General features: G+C 65.0%; 10 protein-coding genes. 6 read left to right on the top strand and 4 right to left on the bottom strand.

Annotation, left to right across the window (positions count from 1 at the left end):
* From AC5JJ6_RS12325 to AC5JJ6_RS12300, 6 genes are all read left to right on the top strand, one after another.
* On the top strand, positions 1-210 hold a 210-nt coding region (locus AC5JJ6_RS12325), incomplete at its 5' end, for a penicillin acylase family protein (protein WP_496042316.1).
* Between the two features lie 31 nt (positions 211-241).
* Positions 242-1,456 (top strand): threonine ammonia-lyase, encoded by a 1,215-nt coding sequence (locus tag AC5JJ6_RS12320; RefSeq protein WP_496042315.1) that lies wholly within the window; start codon positions 242-244, stop codon positions 1,454-1,456.
* A gap of 124 nt (positions 1,457-1,580) precedes the next feature.
* On the top strand, positions 1,581-3,437 hold the full coding sequence (gene treZ, locus AC5JJ6_RS12315; protein ID WP_496042314.1) for a malto-oligosyltrehalose trehalohydrolase: 1,857 nt from the start codon (positions 1,581-1,583) through the stop codon (positions 3,435-3,437).
* A gap of 45 nt (positions 3,438-3,482) precedes the next feature.
* Positions 3,483-5,666: a 4-alpha-glucanotransferase gene (gene malQ, locus AC5JJ6_RS12310; RefSeq protein ID WP_496042313.1), complete on the top strand. Its 2,184-nt coding sequence runs from the start codon at positions 3,483-3,485 to the stop codon at positions 5,664-5,666.
* Between the two features lie 172 nt (positions 5,667-5,838).
* Entirely contained in the window at positions 5,839-6,315 is a 477-nt protein-coding gene (gene bfr / locus AC5JJ6_RS12305) for a bacterioferritin (RefSeq protein WP_496042312.1), read from the top strand.
* Positions 6,316-6,453: 138 nt separating this feature from the next.
* Complete coding sequence (locus AC5JJ6_RS12300; protein ID WP_496042311.1) at positions 6,454-10,671, top strand: DEAD/DEAH box helicase; 4,218 nt, start codon at positions 6,454-6,456, stop codon at positions 10,669-10,671.
* A gap of 11 nt (positions 10,672-10,682) precedes the next feature.
* On the opposite strand, the gene AC5JJ6_RS12295 is transcribed toward AC5JJ6_RS12300, so the two are convergent.
* From AC5JJ6_RS12295 to AC5JJ6_RS12280, 4 genes are all read right to left on the bottom strand, one after another.
* Positions 10,683-10,910, bottom strand: coding sequence for a hypothetical protein (locus tag AC5JJ6_RS12295; RefSeq protein ID WP_496042310.1), 228 nt, complete (start codon positions 10,908-10,910; stop codon positions 10,683-10,685).
* A 124-nt stretch (positions 10,911-11,034) separates the two neighbouring features.
* Positions 11,035-11,889 (bottom strand): toll/interleukin-1 receptor domain-containing protein, encoded by an 855-nt coding sequence (locus tag AC5JJ6_RS12290; protein WP_496042309.1) that lies wholly within the window; start codon positions 11,887-11,889, stop codon positions 11,035-11,037.
* Positions 11,890-12,052: 163 nt separating this feature from the next.
* Positions 12,053-14,257, bottom strand: a complete 2,205-nt coding sequence (glgB, locus tag AC5JJ6_RS12285) for a 1,4-alpha-glucan branching protein GlgB (RefSeq protein ID WP_496042323.1) — start codon at positions 14,255-14,257, stop codon at positions 12,053-12,055.
* Between the two features lie 50 nt (positions 14,258-14,307).
* The coding region (locus AC5JJ6_RS12280; RefSeq protein WP_496042308.1) for a putative maltokinase at positions 14,308-16,178 on the bottom strand (1,871 nt) is incomplete at its 5' end.

The raw sequence follows: 16,178 nt of genomic DNA, 5'->3' as shown, positions 1-16,178 counted from the left end.
CATGGTGCGGGATACCGGGCGATCTACGACATGTCCGATCCGGAGAACTCCCGCTTCATGATCTCCACCGGGCAGTCGGGCAATCCGCTGTCGTCCCATTACGGCGATCTGGTGGAACAGTGGCGCGACGGCCGGCATTTCACGATATCCGGCTCGCTGGAGCAGGTGACGTCGGACAGCCTCGGGCGGCTGACGCTCCGCCCGGAATGAACCAGCAAATCAGCACCAGGAGCCGCATATCATGACCATCGGCCTTGACGACATCCGGTCGGCGGCTGCTGCGCTCGCGGGCGACCTGACGGTCACGCCGACGATCCCATCGCCCCGCCTTTCCGAGCAGACCGGCTGCCGCATTCACCTGAAGCTGGAATGCCTGCACCATACCGGTTCGTTCAAGGAGCGCGGGGCGCTCAACAAGCTGAAGAGCCTGAGCGCCGCCGAAGCGGCGCAGGGCGTCATCGCGATGTCCGCCGGCAACCATGCCCAAGGCGTCGCCTACCACTCGACCCGGCTCGGCATCCCGGCGACCATCGTCATGCCGGCGCAGACGCCCTTCACCAAGGTGGAGCGGACGGAATCCTACGGCGCCAGGGTCGTCCTGCACGGCGACACGCTGAGCGATGCCGAAGCCTTCGCCCACGGGATCGCCGACCGCGACGGCTTGACCTTCGTACATCCCTACGACGACCCGCTGATCATCGCGGGTCAGGGAACGATAGCACTGGAGATGCTGGACGCCGTCCCGGACCTGGACGTGCTGGTCGTGCCCGTCGGCGGCGGCGGGCTGATCGCCGGGATCGCGACGGCGGCCAAGGCGATCAAGCCGGGTATCGAGATCGTCGGGGTGGAGGCGGAACTCTATCCATCGATGAAGCAGACGCTGGCCGGGACGCCCGTGTCCTGTGCCGGCGCCACCATCGCGGAAGGCATTGCCGTCAAGTCGCCGGGCCATATCACGCGGGAGATCATCCGCGCCCATGTGGACGATATCGTCCTGGTCAGCGAGGAGTGCCTGGAGCGCGCGGTCGACACTCTGATCACCGAGCAGAAGCTGGTGGTCGAGGGAGCGGGCGCGGCCGGCTTCGCGGCCATCCTGGCGGACCAGCCACGCTTCAGGGGACGCAAGGTCGGGACCGTGGTGTGCGGCGGGAACATCGATGCCCGTATCCTGGCGTCGATCCTGATGCGGGGGCTGGTCCGCCAGCGCCGGATGGTCCGCTTGAGGATCGCCCTGACCGATGCGCCGGGCGCGCTGGCGAAGGTGGCGCAGTTCCTAGGCGAAGCGGGCGGCAATATCGTGGAGATTTATCATCGCCGTCTGTTTCACAACGTCCCCGTGAAGATGGCGGATATCGACGTGGTGATGGAAACGCGCGACCACGGCCACGTCGATGCCATCCTGGCCAAGCTGCATGCCGCCGGATATCCGGCGGAGCTGATGGACGACGTATCCTGAAGCAAGTCCCCTCCGGCACGCGGCGCGGCTTTCTTCCTATTCGAACGCAATCTGCGGGATCATCCTCGGCATACGGCTGTTCTAAACGGTGACAAATCAGCCCAAGCCAGGATGGCCCCTCCCCATGACCACCCGCTATTCCCACTCGATGCCGTTCGGCGCCGAAACGCGCGACGACGGCACCACGCGCTTCCGCCTTTGGGCTCCCTCGCAACCGGAAATCCGGCTTGTTCTGGACGGCGGAAAAGACGATGCCCAGGCGATGCCCAAGCAGGCGGACGGCTGGTTCGAACTGGTCACCGACAAGGCACCCGCCGGAACCCGCTACCAGTTCCAGCTGCCTGACGGCCTTGCGGTGCCCGACCCCGCGTCGCGTTTCCAGCCGGAGGACGTCAACGGCCCGAGCCTCGTGGTCGATCCGAAGAGCTACGAGTGGCGCAACACCGACTGGCGCGGCCGCCCGTGGGAAGAAACCATCCTGTACGAACTCCACGTCGGCTGCTTCACCGACGAGGGCACCTATGACGGCGTCCGCCGCAAGCTGGACCATCTGGCCGAGCTGGGAGTCACCGCGATCGAGTTCCTGCCGCTGGCCGACTTCGCGGGCCGCCGGGGCTGGGGCTATGACGGCGTCCTGCCCTATGCCCCCGACGACGCCTATGGCTCTACCGACTCTCTCAAGCGCCTGATCGACGAGGCGCATGGCCGCAACCTGATGGTCTTCCTGGACGTCGTCTACAACCACTTCGGCCCGGAAGGTAACTACCTCAGCACCTACGCCAAGTCGTTCTTCACCGAGCGGCACCACACCCCCTGGGGTGCGGCGATCAACTTCGACGGCAAGGACGCCCGTCCCGTCCGCGACTATTTCATCAACAACGCCCTGTACTGGCTGAACGAGTACCGCTTCGACGGACTGCGCTTCGACGCCGTCCATGCGATCATCGACGACACCAAGCCGCATGTCCTGACCGAGTTGGCGGAAACCGTCCGCCGCAAGGTCGAGGAAGCGACGCCGGGCCGCCATGTCCATCTGGTGCTGGAGAACGAGGCCAATCAGGCGCACCGGCTGGTCCGCGACGACGACCGCCTGCCGCCGCACTACACCGCCCAATGGAACGACGACTTCCACAACACCGCGCATGCCCTGGTGACCGGCGAGCGAGCCGGCTACTACGAGGACTTCTGCGACGAGTCGCACGAGAAGCTGGCACGCTCGCTGATGGACGGTTTCGTCTACCAGGGCGATCCGTCGCCCCATCAGGATGGCAAGATCCGGGGCGAGCCCAGCGCGCACCTGCTGCCGCAGGCCTTCGTCAGCTTCCTCCAGAACCACGATCAGGTCGGCAACCGCGCCATGGGCGAGCGGCTTTCGGCGCTGATTTCGGCGGAACGCCTGAAGGCGATCACGGCTGTCCTGCTGCTGACGCCGCAGATCCCCATGCTGTTCATGGGCGAGGAATGGGCCAGCGACCGCCCGTTCAACTTCTTCACCGACTTCCACGGCGAACTCGCCGACGCGGTCCGGGAGGGCCGGCGCAAGGAGTTCGCCAAGTTCGCCGAGTTCTCCGACCCCGAAGCGCGGAAGAAGATCCCCGACCCCAACGAGGAATCGACCTTCAACGGGTCCAAGCTGGACTGGGACGCGGTATCCGAGCCCTCGCATGCGGAGTGGCTTTCCTGGTATAAGACACTGATTGTCACTAGGCACACCAGGATCGTGCCGCTGCTGTCGAAGATCGGCGCGGACAGCGTCGCCGAAGTGCGGAACGATACCGTTATCGTGGCGCACTGGCCGCTGGGGGATAGCGGACGGCTGACATTGGTTGCTAATCTGGGGGACGCCCCGGTCGATGGGCTGGACGCTCCCGATGGCGAACTGATATTCGAAACCGCGCCGTCCGTGGCTGCGGACCTTAAAGCCGGGCGGCTCGGCGCATGGGCCGTCGCCTGCCATGCCAGCGGCACCGGGGCGGCTTGAAGGGCCTGAGGAAACAGGCCAGGGGATCAAGGGGGAACTGAGAGCATGACTGATGGCGCCGATCTGGACCGGCTGGCGGAACTCGTTGGAATCGAGCCGTTCTACCATGACATCTGGGGCAACCGGCGGGAGATCGGCCCCGCCACCAAGCGCGACCTCGTCCAGGCCATGGGCTTCCCCGCCGCTACGCCGGAAGAAGCAGCGGACAGCCTGTACCGGCTGAGGGAGCGCGCGTGGCGGCGCATGCTGACGCCGGTCTTCGTGCTGGGCGACGGCGACAGTCCGGAGATCGACTTCACCGTCCCGGCCCAGACCGACCCCGCCGGCATCACCTGGACCCTGTCGGAGGAGGAAGGCGACGTCCACTGGGGCGAACAGCCCTTGGCGGAGTTGCCGCCGACCGGCGAGGCCGTCTTCGACGACGTCCGCTACACCCGCCACAAGCTGGCGCTGCCGGCCGGCCTGTCGCACGGCTATCACCGGCTGGCGATCCAGTTGAACGCCGGCGGCGCCGTGGTCCATGAAGGGGCCGCGACGCTGATCCTGGCGCCCAACCGCTGTCTCACTCCGGACGAGATGGTCGAGGGCGGCGGTCAGACCTGGGGCGTCGGCGTCCAGCTCTACGCCCTGCGGTCGCCCGGAAACTGGGGCATCGGCGACTATACCGACGCCGGCGCCATGGCCGAGCAGGCCGCCAAGCTGGGAGCCGGGGTGTTGGGGCTCAACCCGCTTCATGCCATGTTCCCGGCGGACCCGAACCACAACAGCCCCTACTCTCCGGGCAACCGGGGCTTTCTCAACACCCTTTACATCGATGTCGGCGGTTTGCCCGAGCTTGAGCATTGCGCCGAGGCGCGCGAGCTTATCGCCGGCGATGACTTCCAGCAGCGGCTCCAGGCTGTCCGCGAAGCTGAGCTGGTCAACTACCCCGCCGTCTCCGACCTCAAGATGCCGGTCCTGGAACTGCTGTTCCAGAGCGCCCGCACGGTCCAGGGACAGCGCTGGGACGGCTTCCTGCTGTTCCAGCGGGAGATGGACGACGCCCTGGTCCGGCAGGCGACCTTCGACGCCCTGCACGAGCATTTCTTCAAGGGCCAGGGCAAGTGGATGTGGCAGGAATGGCCGGAGGCCTTCCGCGATCCCGAGGGCGACGCCGTGGCTCGCTTCCGCGAGGAGAACGCGGAGCGGATCGAGTTCTTCCAGTGGCTGCAATGGCTGGCCGACGACCAGTTGGCTACCGCCGCCCACCGCGCCCGCACCGCCGGCATGCCGATCGGCTTCTACCGCGATCTGGCGGTCGCCAACCATCCCGGCGGGGCCGCCGCGTGGTATGCCCAGTCGCTGATCGTCCAGGGGGCGAATGTCGGTTCGCCGCCCGACATGTTCAGCCCGGAGGGACAGAACTGGGGGCTGGCGCCGCTGTCGCCGATCGGCCTGATCGAGACAGCTTACGAGTCCTTTATCCAGTCGCTGCGCGCCAATATGCGCCATGCCGGAGCGATCCGGATCGACCATGTCATGGCGCTTCAGCACCTGTTCTGGATACCGTCCAGGCCCGATCACGAGGGCGGCGCCTACGTGACCTATCCGATGCGCGACATGGTGCGGATCATCGCCTTGGAGTCCCGGCGCAACCGCTGCCTCGTCATCGGCGAGGACCTTGGCACCGTGCCGGAAGGCTTCCGCCCCGCCATGCAGAATGCCGGCATCCTGTCGTACCGGGTGCTCTATTTCGAGCGCGGCAAGGACAAGGGCTTCATCGCACCTGAACATTACCCGCGCGACGCTCTGGTTTCGGTCACCACGCATGACCTGCCGACCTTGAAGGGATGGTGGAGCGGGCATGACATCCGGGTCCGCGCCGAGCTGGGTCAGTATGCGGCACCCGGCGCGCTGGATGCCGAACTGGCGGAACGCTGGACCGACAGGGAGCGGCTTTTGTCGTCGATGCGCTGGGCAGGGGTCGTCCCGCAGGAAACCGGTTCCGAGCATTTGACGCCCGAACTGGTCGGCGCCATCCACGGCTATCTGGCGAAGAGTTCCGGCCGCATCCTGATGGTTCAGGTCGAGGATATCGTGGGTGAGATCGACCAGCCGAACCTACCCGGCACCGTCCATCAGCATCCCAACTGGCAGCGCAAATTGCCGGTGACGATCGGCGAACTATCCGACGCGCCGCTGGGCCGTTCGATCGTCGAGGCGATCCGTCGTCAGCAGCATCGGGCTTGACCCAGGAACACGCCGGACGGGCGTTGTTATAAAGGGAAGAAAAACGCCGCTGCGAATGACTTTCAGGTTTTATTCGAGGCTGGTTCGTATATTTAGGGGAATGTGAGATTCTCGCATTCCCATGGGATGCGGCCAAGGGGCTGATCCACAGCGCTTGCATTGGAGAAGAAAAATGAAGGGCGATCCTAAAGTAATCCGTCACCTGAATATCATTCTTACCAATGAACTGACGGCCATCAATCAGTATTTCCTGCACGCGCGCATGTTGAAGAACTGGGGCCTGCTGCGACTCGCCGATTACGTGTATAAGGAATCGATCGGCGAGATGAAGCACGCCGATTACCTGATCGAGCGTATCCTGTTCCTCGAGGGTCTGCCCAACCTTCAGGACCTTCATAAGCTGAAGATCGGCGAGGACGTGCCCGAGATGTTCACGTCGGATCTTGGGATCGAGAGCCATAACGCGAACTGTCTTCGCGAGGCCATCGCCTATGCCGAGGAAGTGCGCGACTTCCAGTCGCGCGAGATCTTCGTCAAGATCCTGGACGAGACCGAGGAACATATCGACTGGCTGGAAACCCAGCTCGACCTGATCCAGCGCGTCGGCGCGCAGAACTACCAGCAGGAGCAGATGTTCAGCGGAAGCTGAATATCCGGCGCCGGCACCCGTTCGCTTGCGGCATCCGCGGCGGTCCCGGACCGGGGCCGCCGTTTTGCTATGCGGTCCAGGTTCCGGCCGCCGATGGAACAGGTTGTTTCCCGTCCCCGCACTGGCTAGCCTAGTCCAATGCCGCAGAACTCCCTCACTCCCCAGACCGTTGCGCCGGCGTCCACGAGCGATGAACGCTATATCGCGCATTACGAGGCGCTCGCCCCGCGTGCCAAGATCGTTGCGCATTTGAAAGCGATCGCCGGTCCCTATGTCGAAAAGGACGGCCTGCTCACCGTCGCGACGGTGGCGAAGCTGACGCTGCCGGACGGCACGGCGTTGAATCCGCAGGTGCTCGGCGAGATCATCGGGCAGCTCAAACGGAACGGGCTGTGGAACCGCCTCGGCGAGCCGCATTCGCAGGTCCGGCACCATATCAACATCGCCGCACTCGAAGACCCCCGGAGCGACCTGTACCTGAAGGCGGTCCAGGCGGCGGAGCGGCGAAGCATCTACCAATTTTCCAACCATTATGAATCGGCGGGCGTGCGGCAGTTGCGGCTCGCCATCTACCTGAACGATGACGGATTCATCGCCGATTACACGGATCAGGAGCCTGCGGAGACCTGGAACAGGTTGACGCAGTTCTTCGGACTTCTGGTCCTGGAACCGCAGTGGCTGGACAGCCGCGCGCCGGTCATCCAGGAAGCCGTCTTGATGGCGAAACTGCTGTCCTTCCTCTACTACGGCGCTCCACCAGCCGATTTTCCGGCTTTTCGGGACCAGCTCCGCGACCTGGAGCGGACCACCCCAACGCCTGCGGCCCTGATTATCCTTGCCAAGTTCGAGACGCTGAGTGGAAGCCCGTCCAGGACGGCGCTGCTGCTCTCGCGCCTGCGCGAGATTGCCGAAGCGGACGACAGGGGCAAAGCCACCGACCACGCCGTATTGATGGCGAGCGCCATCGAGCATATCGCCGCCATGGTCGACTTCCTCAGCGGACGGAACGCGGAAGCGCTGGGACGCTTCCGCGAAGCGCTCAGGCTGTTCCGCAAGGCAACGCACAAGCGCAAGATCTTCCTGCCCGACATCCAAGGCTTGCTGGCATCGCTGTGCCTGCTGCGGGAAGGCGATCCTGGTCTGCTGAGGGAGTTGGGGGGCTGGATCGACGATGCCGACCGCGACTCCGGGTTCAATCCCAACTATGTCGGGTTCTGGGCTATCAGGGTCTTGTCCGCCATCGCCAGGGGCAACGACCGGGAAGCCGAACACACGCTGGCCGCCATGACCAAGTCCCTGCACCGGACGCCGCTCTCGCGGATGCTGGAGGATCTGGCCGAATTCATGCTCGACCGCAAGCGGACGGGCAAGCGCGCGGGCGAACTGCACGACCTGTTCGTCCGGTACAAGGGGTCCCTGCCCCTGGTCGCGGAAACCTATGCCGCCATGCTGGAGAAGGTATCCGACTCCCCGGAACCCTACCTGGAGTTTCTGGACCGCCGGGACCGGGAGCCGATCATCCTTCTGACCGACGTGATGCAGGTGGACGAGCCGTGGCAGCGGGCACTGGACCATCTGCAAACGCTGCTGGCCGCCCCATCCAAGCCCGAGGAACCGGCTAAGAAGAAGGGCAAGCGCCTGATCTGGCTGGTCGATCCGGATATCGGCACGATCGAGCCGGTCGAGCAGACGGCCAAGCGCGACGGCTGGAACACCGGCCGGGCGCTGTCCTTCCGCCGCGTCATCAAGAACGACCCGCCGCTGGAGGTGGACGAGGACGACCGCCGCGTGATCGACAGCCTGCATCACGGGTTCGAACGCAGTATCTACGGCTACAGCGTGAACGAGGTATACGGTCCCGATCCCAACAAGACGCTGCTGGCGCTCGTCGGGCATCCCAGGGTGTTCGACGCCAACGACCGGAGCCGCCAGCTGGAACTGGTCCGCTATCCGGTGGAGCTGGTCATCTCCGAGGCGCGCGGCGGCTACCGGATCGCCCTGTCGCACTTCGCCGATGCGCCGACCGTCTTCCTGGAACCGGAAACGCGCGACCGCTACCGGGTGATCGAAGTCCCGCTCGATGTCGTCAGGGTTGGAGCACTGCTGGGTCCTGACGGCATGACCGTGCCGCGCGACGGGCGCGAGAAGATCATAGCGATGGTCCGCAAGTCGATGGGCGGGTCCCTGCCGATCCGGTCGGAGATCGACGCCGTGGACGTGCCGGCGATCGAGGGCAGCCCGACGCCGGTGCTTCGTCTGGTACCCATCAATCGGGGCCTGCGGGTTTCCGCCTTCGTCCGGCCGTTCGGCGAGGACGGGCCGCACTACCTGCCGGGCCATGCCGGCAAGTCGGTGCTGGCGCTGATCGACGGCAAGAACCAGCGGGCCAACCGCGACCTGGAGCGCGAGAAGGCGGAACTGGCCGCCCTGGTGGCGGCCTGCCCCAGCTTGAGCGAACGGGCGCTGGGCGATCTGGACTGGGAGCTGCCGGACCTGTTCGACAGCCTAGAATTCCTGTCGGAGGTCCAGGCCTATGACGGCCCCGTCCAGCTCGAATGGCCGGAAGAGGGCCGCCTTCGGGTGACGGCGATGACGACGTCCGAGAGCATGTCGGTCAAGCTGCGGGCGGCGCGCGACTGGTTCCAGGTCAGCGGCGAGTTGCGGATCGACGAGAACCTCGTGATGGACCTGCGCGAACTGCTGGAGCGCGCGGGCCGGACGCAGGGCCGTTTCATCCAGCTCGACGACGGCCGCTTCCTGGCGATGACCGAGCAGTTGCGCCGGCAGCTCGACCGGCTCGGCAGCTTGACCGAGGGCGACGGCAAGGGCCGCCGGGTCCACCGGATGGCCGCTTCCGCCGTGGAAGAAGCGCTGGAGGGGGCGGGCAAGCTCGACTCCGACAAGCAGTGGCGCGAGCAGATCGAGAAGATCCGGGCGGCGGGCCGGCACGAACCGAAGGTGCCGTCCACCCTTCAGGCCGAACTTCGCGACTATCAGGCGGAAGGCTTCCGCTGGCTGTCCCGTCTGGCGCATTGGGGAGCCGGGGCCTGCCTTGCCGACGACATGGGTCTGGGCAAGACGGTCCAGGCGATCGCGGTGATGCTGGAGCACGCGCCGCGCGGTGCCATCATCGTGGTCGCCCCGACCTCCGTCTGTCACAACTGGGCGGCGGAGATCGAGCGTTTCGCCCCGCCCTTGCGGGTCCACCAGTTCGCCAATGCCGGCGACCGGGCCGCGCTGGTCAAGTCGCTGGGGCCGATGGACGTGCTGGTGACCAGCTACGGCTTGCTCAACCTGGAATCGGCGCTGCTGTCGGAAACGCCGTGGCAGATCGCGGTGCTGGACGAGGCGCAGGCGATCAAGAACGCCGCGACCAAGCGGGCACAGGCCAGCATGATGCTCCAGGCGGAATTCCGTCTGGCGCTGACCGGCACGCCGGTCGAAAACTACCTGGAAGAGCTGTGGAGCCTGTTCCACTTCATCAATCCCGGCCTGCTGGGATCGCTGGAGAGCTTCCGCAAGCGCTTCGCCCTGCCGATCGAGCGCGGAGACCGGGCGGCGCGTCAGGCGCTGAAGGCGCTGGTCGGCCCCTTCATCCTGCGCCGGACCAAGTCCGCCGTGCTGACCGAACTGCCGGAGCGGACCGAACAGACCATCCTGGTCGATCTGGACGACGACGAACGGGCGCTTTACGAGGCGTTGCGGCGGCGGGCCATCGAGCGGATCGAGAACCTGCCCGGCGACGCCGCCGGCCAGCGCAAGATCCACATCCTGGCGGAAATCACCCGCCTGCGCCGCGCCTGCTGCCACCCGTCGCTGGCGGCCCCGGAAGCGAGCGGGATGGAGGGCGCCAAGCTGTCGCTGTTCCTGGAACTGGTGGACGATCTGCTGCGCAACCGTCACAAGGCGCTGGTCTTCAGCCAGTATGTCGGCTTCCTGGACATCGTTCGGAAGGCGCTGGACGAGCGCGGCATCGCGTACAAGTACCTGGACGGCCAGACCCCGGCGCGCGAGCGCGAGAAGCAGGTCAACGCCTTCCAGGCCGGCGAGGGCGACCTGTTCCTGATCAGCCTGAAGGCGGGCGGCACGGGTCTGAACCTGACGGCGGCCGATTATGTTATCCACCTCGACCCCTGGTGGAACCCCGCCGTGGAAGATCAGGCCTCCGGCCGGGCGCACCGGATCGGCCAGCAGCGCCCGGTGACGATCTACCGGCTGGCGGTGGCCGGGACGATCGAGCAGGGGATCCTGGGGCTTCACAAGGATAAACGCCAGATGGCGGCGGAACTGCTGGACGGCAGCGAGGCGAGCGCCAAGCTGAGCGACGAGGAATTGATCGGGTTGCTGCGGGGGTGAGAGCGGGGCTCTCACCTTGGCGCCGGACGTTGTTCGTCCGGTTCCTTTGCTTCGGTTTGGCACCAGTCGAGATAGTCATCGATGCTGTTCTGAAACTCCCGCTTCAGGTCGGCGGGAGTCTTTCCGTAGAAATCGATGACGTCGTTGATGCCGATGACGCGACCATGGAATTCGTTTGCTGAGGCGTCGAAGCGGATTTCGACGTGCTGGTCCTTGTAGCTCAAGGTGTCGGTTGGCATCGGTGGTTGTCCGGTAGGGGTTTATCTGCTGTGCATCGAAGAGCTTCGTGCGAGGTGGTTGCTGGGGAACGCGCACCCTCACCCTCACCCTCCCCCGCTTCGCGGCGCGTCCCTCCCTCTCCCGCTAGCGGGCGAGGGGCAAGCTGGCGTGGGCGGTTGCTCTTCGGATTGAAGATTTGGTTGTAGAAATCAGGCAAATTCCACCTGCTAAAATCTTGCCTGGAAAGTAAGTCGATCTTGTTGCTGAAGGGTGCTCAGCGCCTCGCCGGTGTCGCTTGTGGCGCGTAGCCAGTAGACGCCGCCGGGATAGGCTGCCGAAACGCAGGGCGTATTCTTCGGCCAGCAGGGTTTTGCCGATGCCGCCCATGCCTTGCACTTGCACCAGACCCGTTCCGCCACCGGTGATCATGGCGAAGTTGTGCTTCAGAAGACCGCTGTGGATTGCCCAGAGGTCGGCGACGCGGCCGACGAACCTGTTCGACCCAAGGCGCATGTTGCTGCCGAACCAATGGGGACGGGGCAGGTGGTGGAACTCGCCGAAGGTCTGATCGACACGTTGGAGATGATCGAAGACCTGCTGTGCAAGTTTGTCCGCATCGACGTCATAGGCAGCGATGTAACGCTGATCCTGGATGTGTAAGGGCTGAATATGGGTACGCGTTGTTTCCGGATTGAGGGCCAGAATGCGGTTCTCGACGGCCCTGATATCGGACGAATCGCGCTGTGCGGCGATGATCGCGGCGGTCAGTTCCCACTGGCAGGCGCGGCGGGTGGGGTAGGTTTTCGAGTACCACGCCACGAGAATTTTGGCATCACTGAGGCCATCCGTAATTCGGCGGCTGATCGACTGGCCGTCGATGATTTCGGTGTCGTCGTGAAAGACCTTTATGGCTTTGGCGGCGAAGGCGTCGAGAAGCGGTTTCACCGCTTTTTTGTCGGCGTGGGCGTAGCTGAAGAAGATGTCGTATCGGTCGCCCATGTCTCGCCTCGCCGTCTGATACCTTAATCAGTCGAAATCAACTGATGCGGGCAATGTATCAGAAATTCGAGGCTTTTTCGATGGTTATCAGTGTCTCTGTAGGAATTTATGACATGGAGTGATCGGCCTCGGTTTCCTGTAGTCGGGGCCGATCCGTCCGATGTTACTGACGTTCCAGGACCAAAGTCCCCAGCGGCGGTATCCGCAGCAGGATCGAATAGGGCCGGCCGTGGTGGGGGTATTCTTCCGCCTCCACGCCGCCGTTGTTGCCGACGTCGCTGCCGCCGTAGACGCCGGCATCGGTGTTCAGGCGTTCGCGGTAGAAGCCGGGAGCGGGGACGCCGACGCGGTAGCCTTCACGCGGGATCGGGGTGAAGTTGCTGACGGAAACGATCGGGTGCTCGCGGTCCTTGCCGTAGCGCAGGAAGGCGAAGACGCTGTTGTCGCTGTCGTTGGCCTCGATCCACTCGAACCCGGCCGGCTCGTTGTCGAGTTCATGGAGGGCCGGCGTGTCCTTGTAGAGGTGGTTCAGGTCGCGGACCAGCGTTTGGATGCCCTGATGGTTGCCGTCTTCCAGCAGGTGCCAGTCGAGGCCCTTGTTGTGGTTCCACTCGAGGTCCTGGGCGAACTCGCCGCCCATGAAGAGCAGCTTCTTGCCGGGATGGGTCCACATGAAGCCGTAATAGGCCCGCAGGTTGGCGAACTTCTGCCAGCGGTCGCCCGGCATCTTGTTGAGCAGGGAACCCTTGCCGTGGACGACCTCGTCATGGCTCAGCGGTAGGACGAAATTCTCGCTGAAGGCGTAGATCATGCCGAAGGTCATCGAGTGGTGATGATACCGGCGATGGATCGGGTCCTTGGACATGAAGCTGAGCGTGTCGTGCATCCAGCCCATGTTCCATTTGAAGCCGAACCCCAGGCCGCCCAGGTAGACCGGGCGAGACACGCCGGGCCACGAGGTCGATTCCTCGGCCACGGTCATGGCGCCGGGGTGGTTGCCGTAGACAAGCTCGTTCATGCGCTTGAGGAAGGCGACCGCTTCCAGGTTCTCGTTGCCGCCGTATTGGTTGGGCACCCACTGGTCGGCCTGACGGCTGTAGTCGAGATACAGCATGGAGGCCACGGCATCGACGCGGATGCCGTCGAAATGGAACTGGTCCATCCAGTAGAGCGCGCTGCCGAGCAGGAAGCTGGAAACCTCGCGGCGGCCGAAATTGTAGATCAGGGTGTTCCAGTCCTGGTGGAAGCCCTGGCGCGGGTCGGCGTGCTCGTACAGGTGGGTGCCGTCGAACAGGCCCAAACCGTGCTGATCGGTCGGGAAGTGGCCGGGGACCCAGTCCAGCAGCAGGCCGATGCCCTCGCGGTGGCAGCGCTCGACGAAGCGGGAGAAGCCTTCCGGGTCGCCGTGGCGGCTGGTCGGCGCGAACATGCCGATCGGCTGGTAGCCCCAGGAACCGTCGAACGGAAACTCGGTGATCGGCAGAAGCTCGATATGGGTGTAGCCCATGTCCTTGACGTAGGGCACGAGCTGGTCGGCCAGTTCGTCATAGGTCAGGTAGCGGTTGCCCCCTTCCCCATCGGGACGACGCCACGAGCTGATATGGCATTCGTAGATGGAGACCGGCTTCGCCCGCCAGTCGGTCCGGGCACGGTCGCGCAGCCAGTCCTGATCGCTCCAGGGATGGCTGTTGAGGCCGTGGACGACCGAGGCGGTGTGGGGCGGCAGTTCCGACTGGAAGGCGTAGGGATCGGCCTTCAGCGGCATCATGTTGCCGGTCGGTCCCTTGATCTCGTACTTGTAGCGGTCGCCCCGGCCGACATGCGGGACGAAGATTTCCCAGACGCCGCATTCGTGGCGCTTCCGCATCGGCAGCCGGCGGCCGTCCCAGTTGCAGAAATCGCCGATCACGGAAACCCGCGTGGCGTTGGGAGCCCAGACGGCGAAGGCTGTTCCGGCGATGCCTTCCATCTCCTGCGGGTGCGCGCCCAGCCGCTCGAAACTGCGGAGATGGGTGCCTTCGGCCAGCAGGTGGACGTCGAGCTGGCCCAGCACCGGCGGGAAGCTGTAGGCGTCGGAGAACTCGCCGGTATGGGTCGCGAAGTCGATCCGGAACCGGTAGCGGAACATGGTCTTGCGGTCGTTCAGCGTGACCGACCAGAAGCCGTCGGAATGGACCTTTTCCAGGTCCGCGACCGGCTCGTTCGTGCCGGCGTCGATCAGCGTGATCTTGCGCGCTTCCGGAATGAACGTTCGGACGGTGACGGCCCCGTCGGGGCCGTCGGTGTGCATGCCGAGAATACCGAACGGGTCGCCATGCTCCGCCCGCACGACGGCCTCGATTTCCTGGCGCATGGCTTCGGCGTTGATGGAATCGGCGGTGGATTCGGTCTTGGTGGGGTTCTGGATGTTGGCAGTCATCAAACTTCCCCGGTCTGTGAGCTGGCGGCATGGGCGTCGAGAATGCCGGTCACCCCCTTGATCGGGATGCCCAGCCAAGCCGGCCGGTTGGCGGACTCGTAAGCGATTTCGTACAACGCCTTCTCCAGGGTGAACAGGTCGAGCAGGCGTTTTGCAACGTCCTGATCGGCGGGATAGCTGGAGCAACCCGCAATCGCGTCGTTATAGGCGCTCAGGAAGGCGTCGGCCGACCTTTGCTCCCATTCCAGCGCCGACCCCAACACCTTCGGACCGGCATCGGCCTGAAGGTCCTCGACCCGCTTCACCGCGGCCCAGGCCGCGTAGTTGAAGGACCGCAGCATTCCGGCCACGTCCTTGAGGGGCGAATGCTTGGCGCGCCGCTGATCCAGCGACTTGGCCGGTTCACCTTCGAAGTCGATGACGAACCAGTCGTTCTGCGCCTTGAGCACCTGCCCCAGGTGATAGTCGCCATGATAGCGCGTCTTGGACGCCGTGACACCCCCGGCGATGAGGGAGCCGATCAGGTCCAGGCATTCCTGGCGGCGGGCCAGCAGGGCTTCGACCTCGTCGTGGTCGTCGCCGGTCAGCCTAGCGCTGGCCTGCTCCAGGCTGGCGAAGGCGCGTTCGGCCTGCGCCTTGGCGTCTTCGACCCAGCGGGTGGTGTCTTCTTCGGTCACCGGCTCCGGCTCGAAAGCCGGATCGCCGCTTTCAACCGCGAGCGCGCGGTGGAGTTCCGCCGTCCGCTGGCCGAGCGTGCCGGCGAGCGACAGGTAGAACGCCATTTCCTCGGTCGAATCCCCGGCAGGGGTATCCGCCGCCGAACCGCCGAGCCGGATTTCGTCCAGATAGCGGACGAGCTGGTCGAGGGTATAGGTCCAGCCGTCGCCCTGGTTGCGGACGAAGGCCTGGACGATCATCAGCGCCGTGGCGGGACCGCCGTCGTCGACATGCTGGACGGCGCCGAGCAGGGCCGGCGTGTTGCGGTAGTCCGCCACTTCGGTCAGGAAGCGGCCGATCTCCAGCTCCGGATGCTCGCCGCGCACCAGCTTGCGGTAGGCCTTGACCACCATCAGGTCGCCGACCAGCACCGACGTATTGCTCTGCTCGACGCCGAGCCGGCGGATTTCCGCGTCGTCGGGCAGCTCGATCTCGGCCATCCGCTGGGTCGCCTGGAACTCGATCGAGCCGACGTTGGACTTGATCGTCTGGCCCTCGCGGATCGCATCGATCACCGCCAGCAGGAAATGATCGGACTGCATCGCGTCGTAGAGGCCGCCGAGACGCGGACCGCGGCGGGCGCGGGCCATCGTGTAGGGCAGCAAGGGAGACGCCGGGGTCGCGGCGTTCTCGTCCCACGATACCGTCAGCGGCATGAAGTATTGCTGCGGCTCCTCCACGCCGGAGAGCGTCACGTCCATGACGCCGAGCATGAAGCTTTGGTCCCTGCCCTTCAGCTCGGCCGTCATGTGGACGCGGGTCGAGTTGATGACCTCGTCCTTGGCGCCGAACCAGCGCTGCTTGGGCAGGTAGTTGGGCAGGACATCGCGGGCGAACTCGGTCGCGGCCCGGCCGTTGACGTTGCGCCATGCGTCGGTGACGACCAGCGTCACGAACTCCGGCATGGCTTCCGGCACCTGCTCGTGCCAAGCCGGCTGCTCGGCGGTGTTGGTCAGGCCGAACCAGTAGAAGCCGTAGGCCGGCAGGGTCAGCAGATAGGGCAGGTCGCCGATCGGCGGGAAGGTGCTGCGGCCGAGCAGTTCGACCGGCACGCAATTCTTGTGGCGCGACAGGTCGAGTTCGACCGCCTGGGCCGAACGCGACAGGTTGGCGACGCACAGGATCACTTCGCCTTCATGCTCGCGCACATAGG

Source organism: Skermanella sp., from assembly GCF_059503625.1.
The sequence above is the reverse complement of the archived record's forward strand: the minus strand, read 5'-3'. Positions and strand labels throughout refer to the sequence as shown.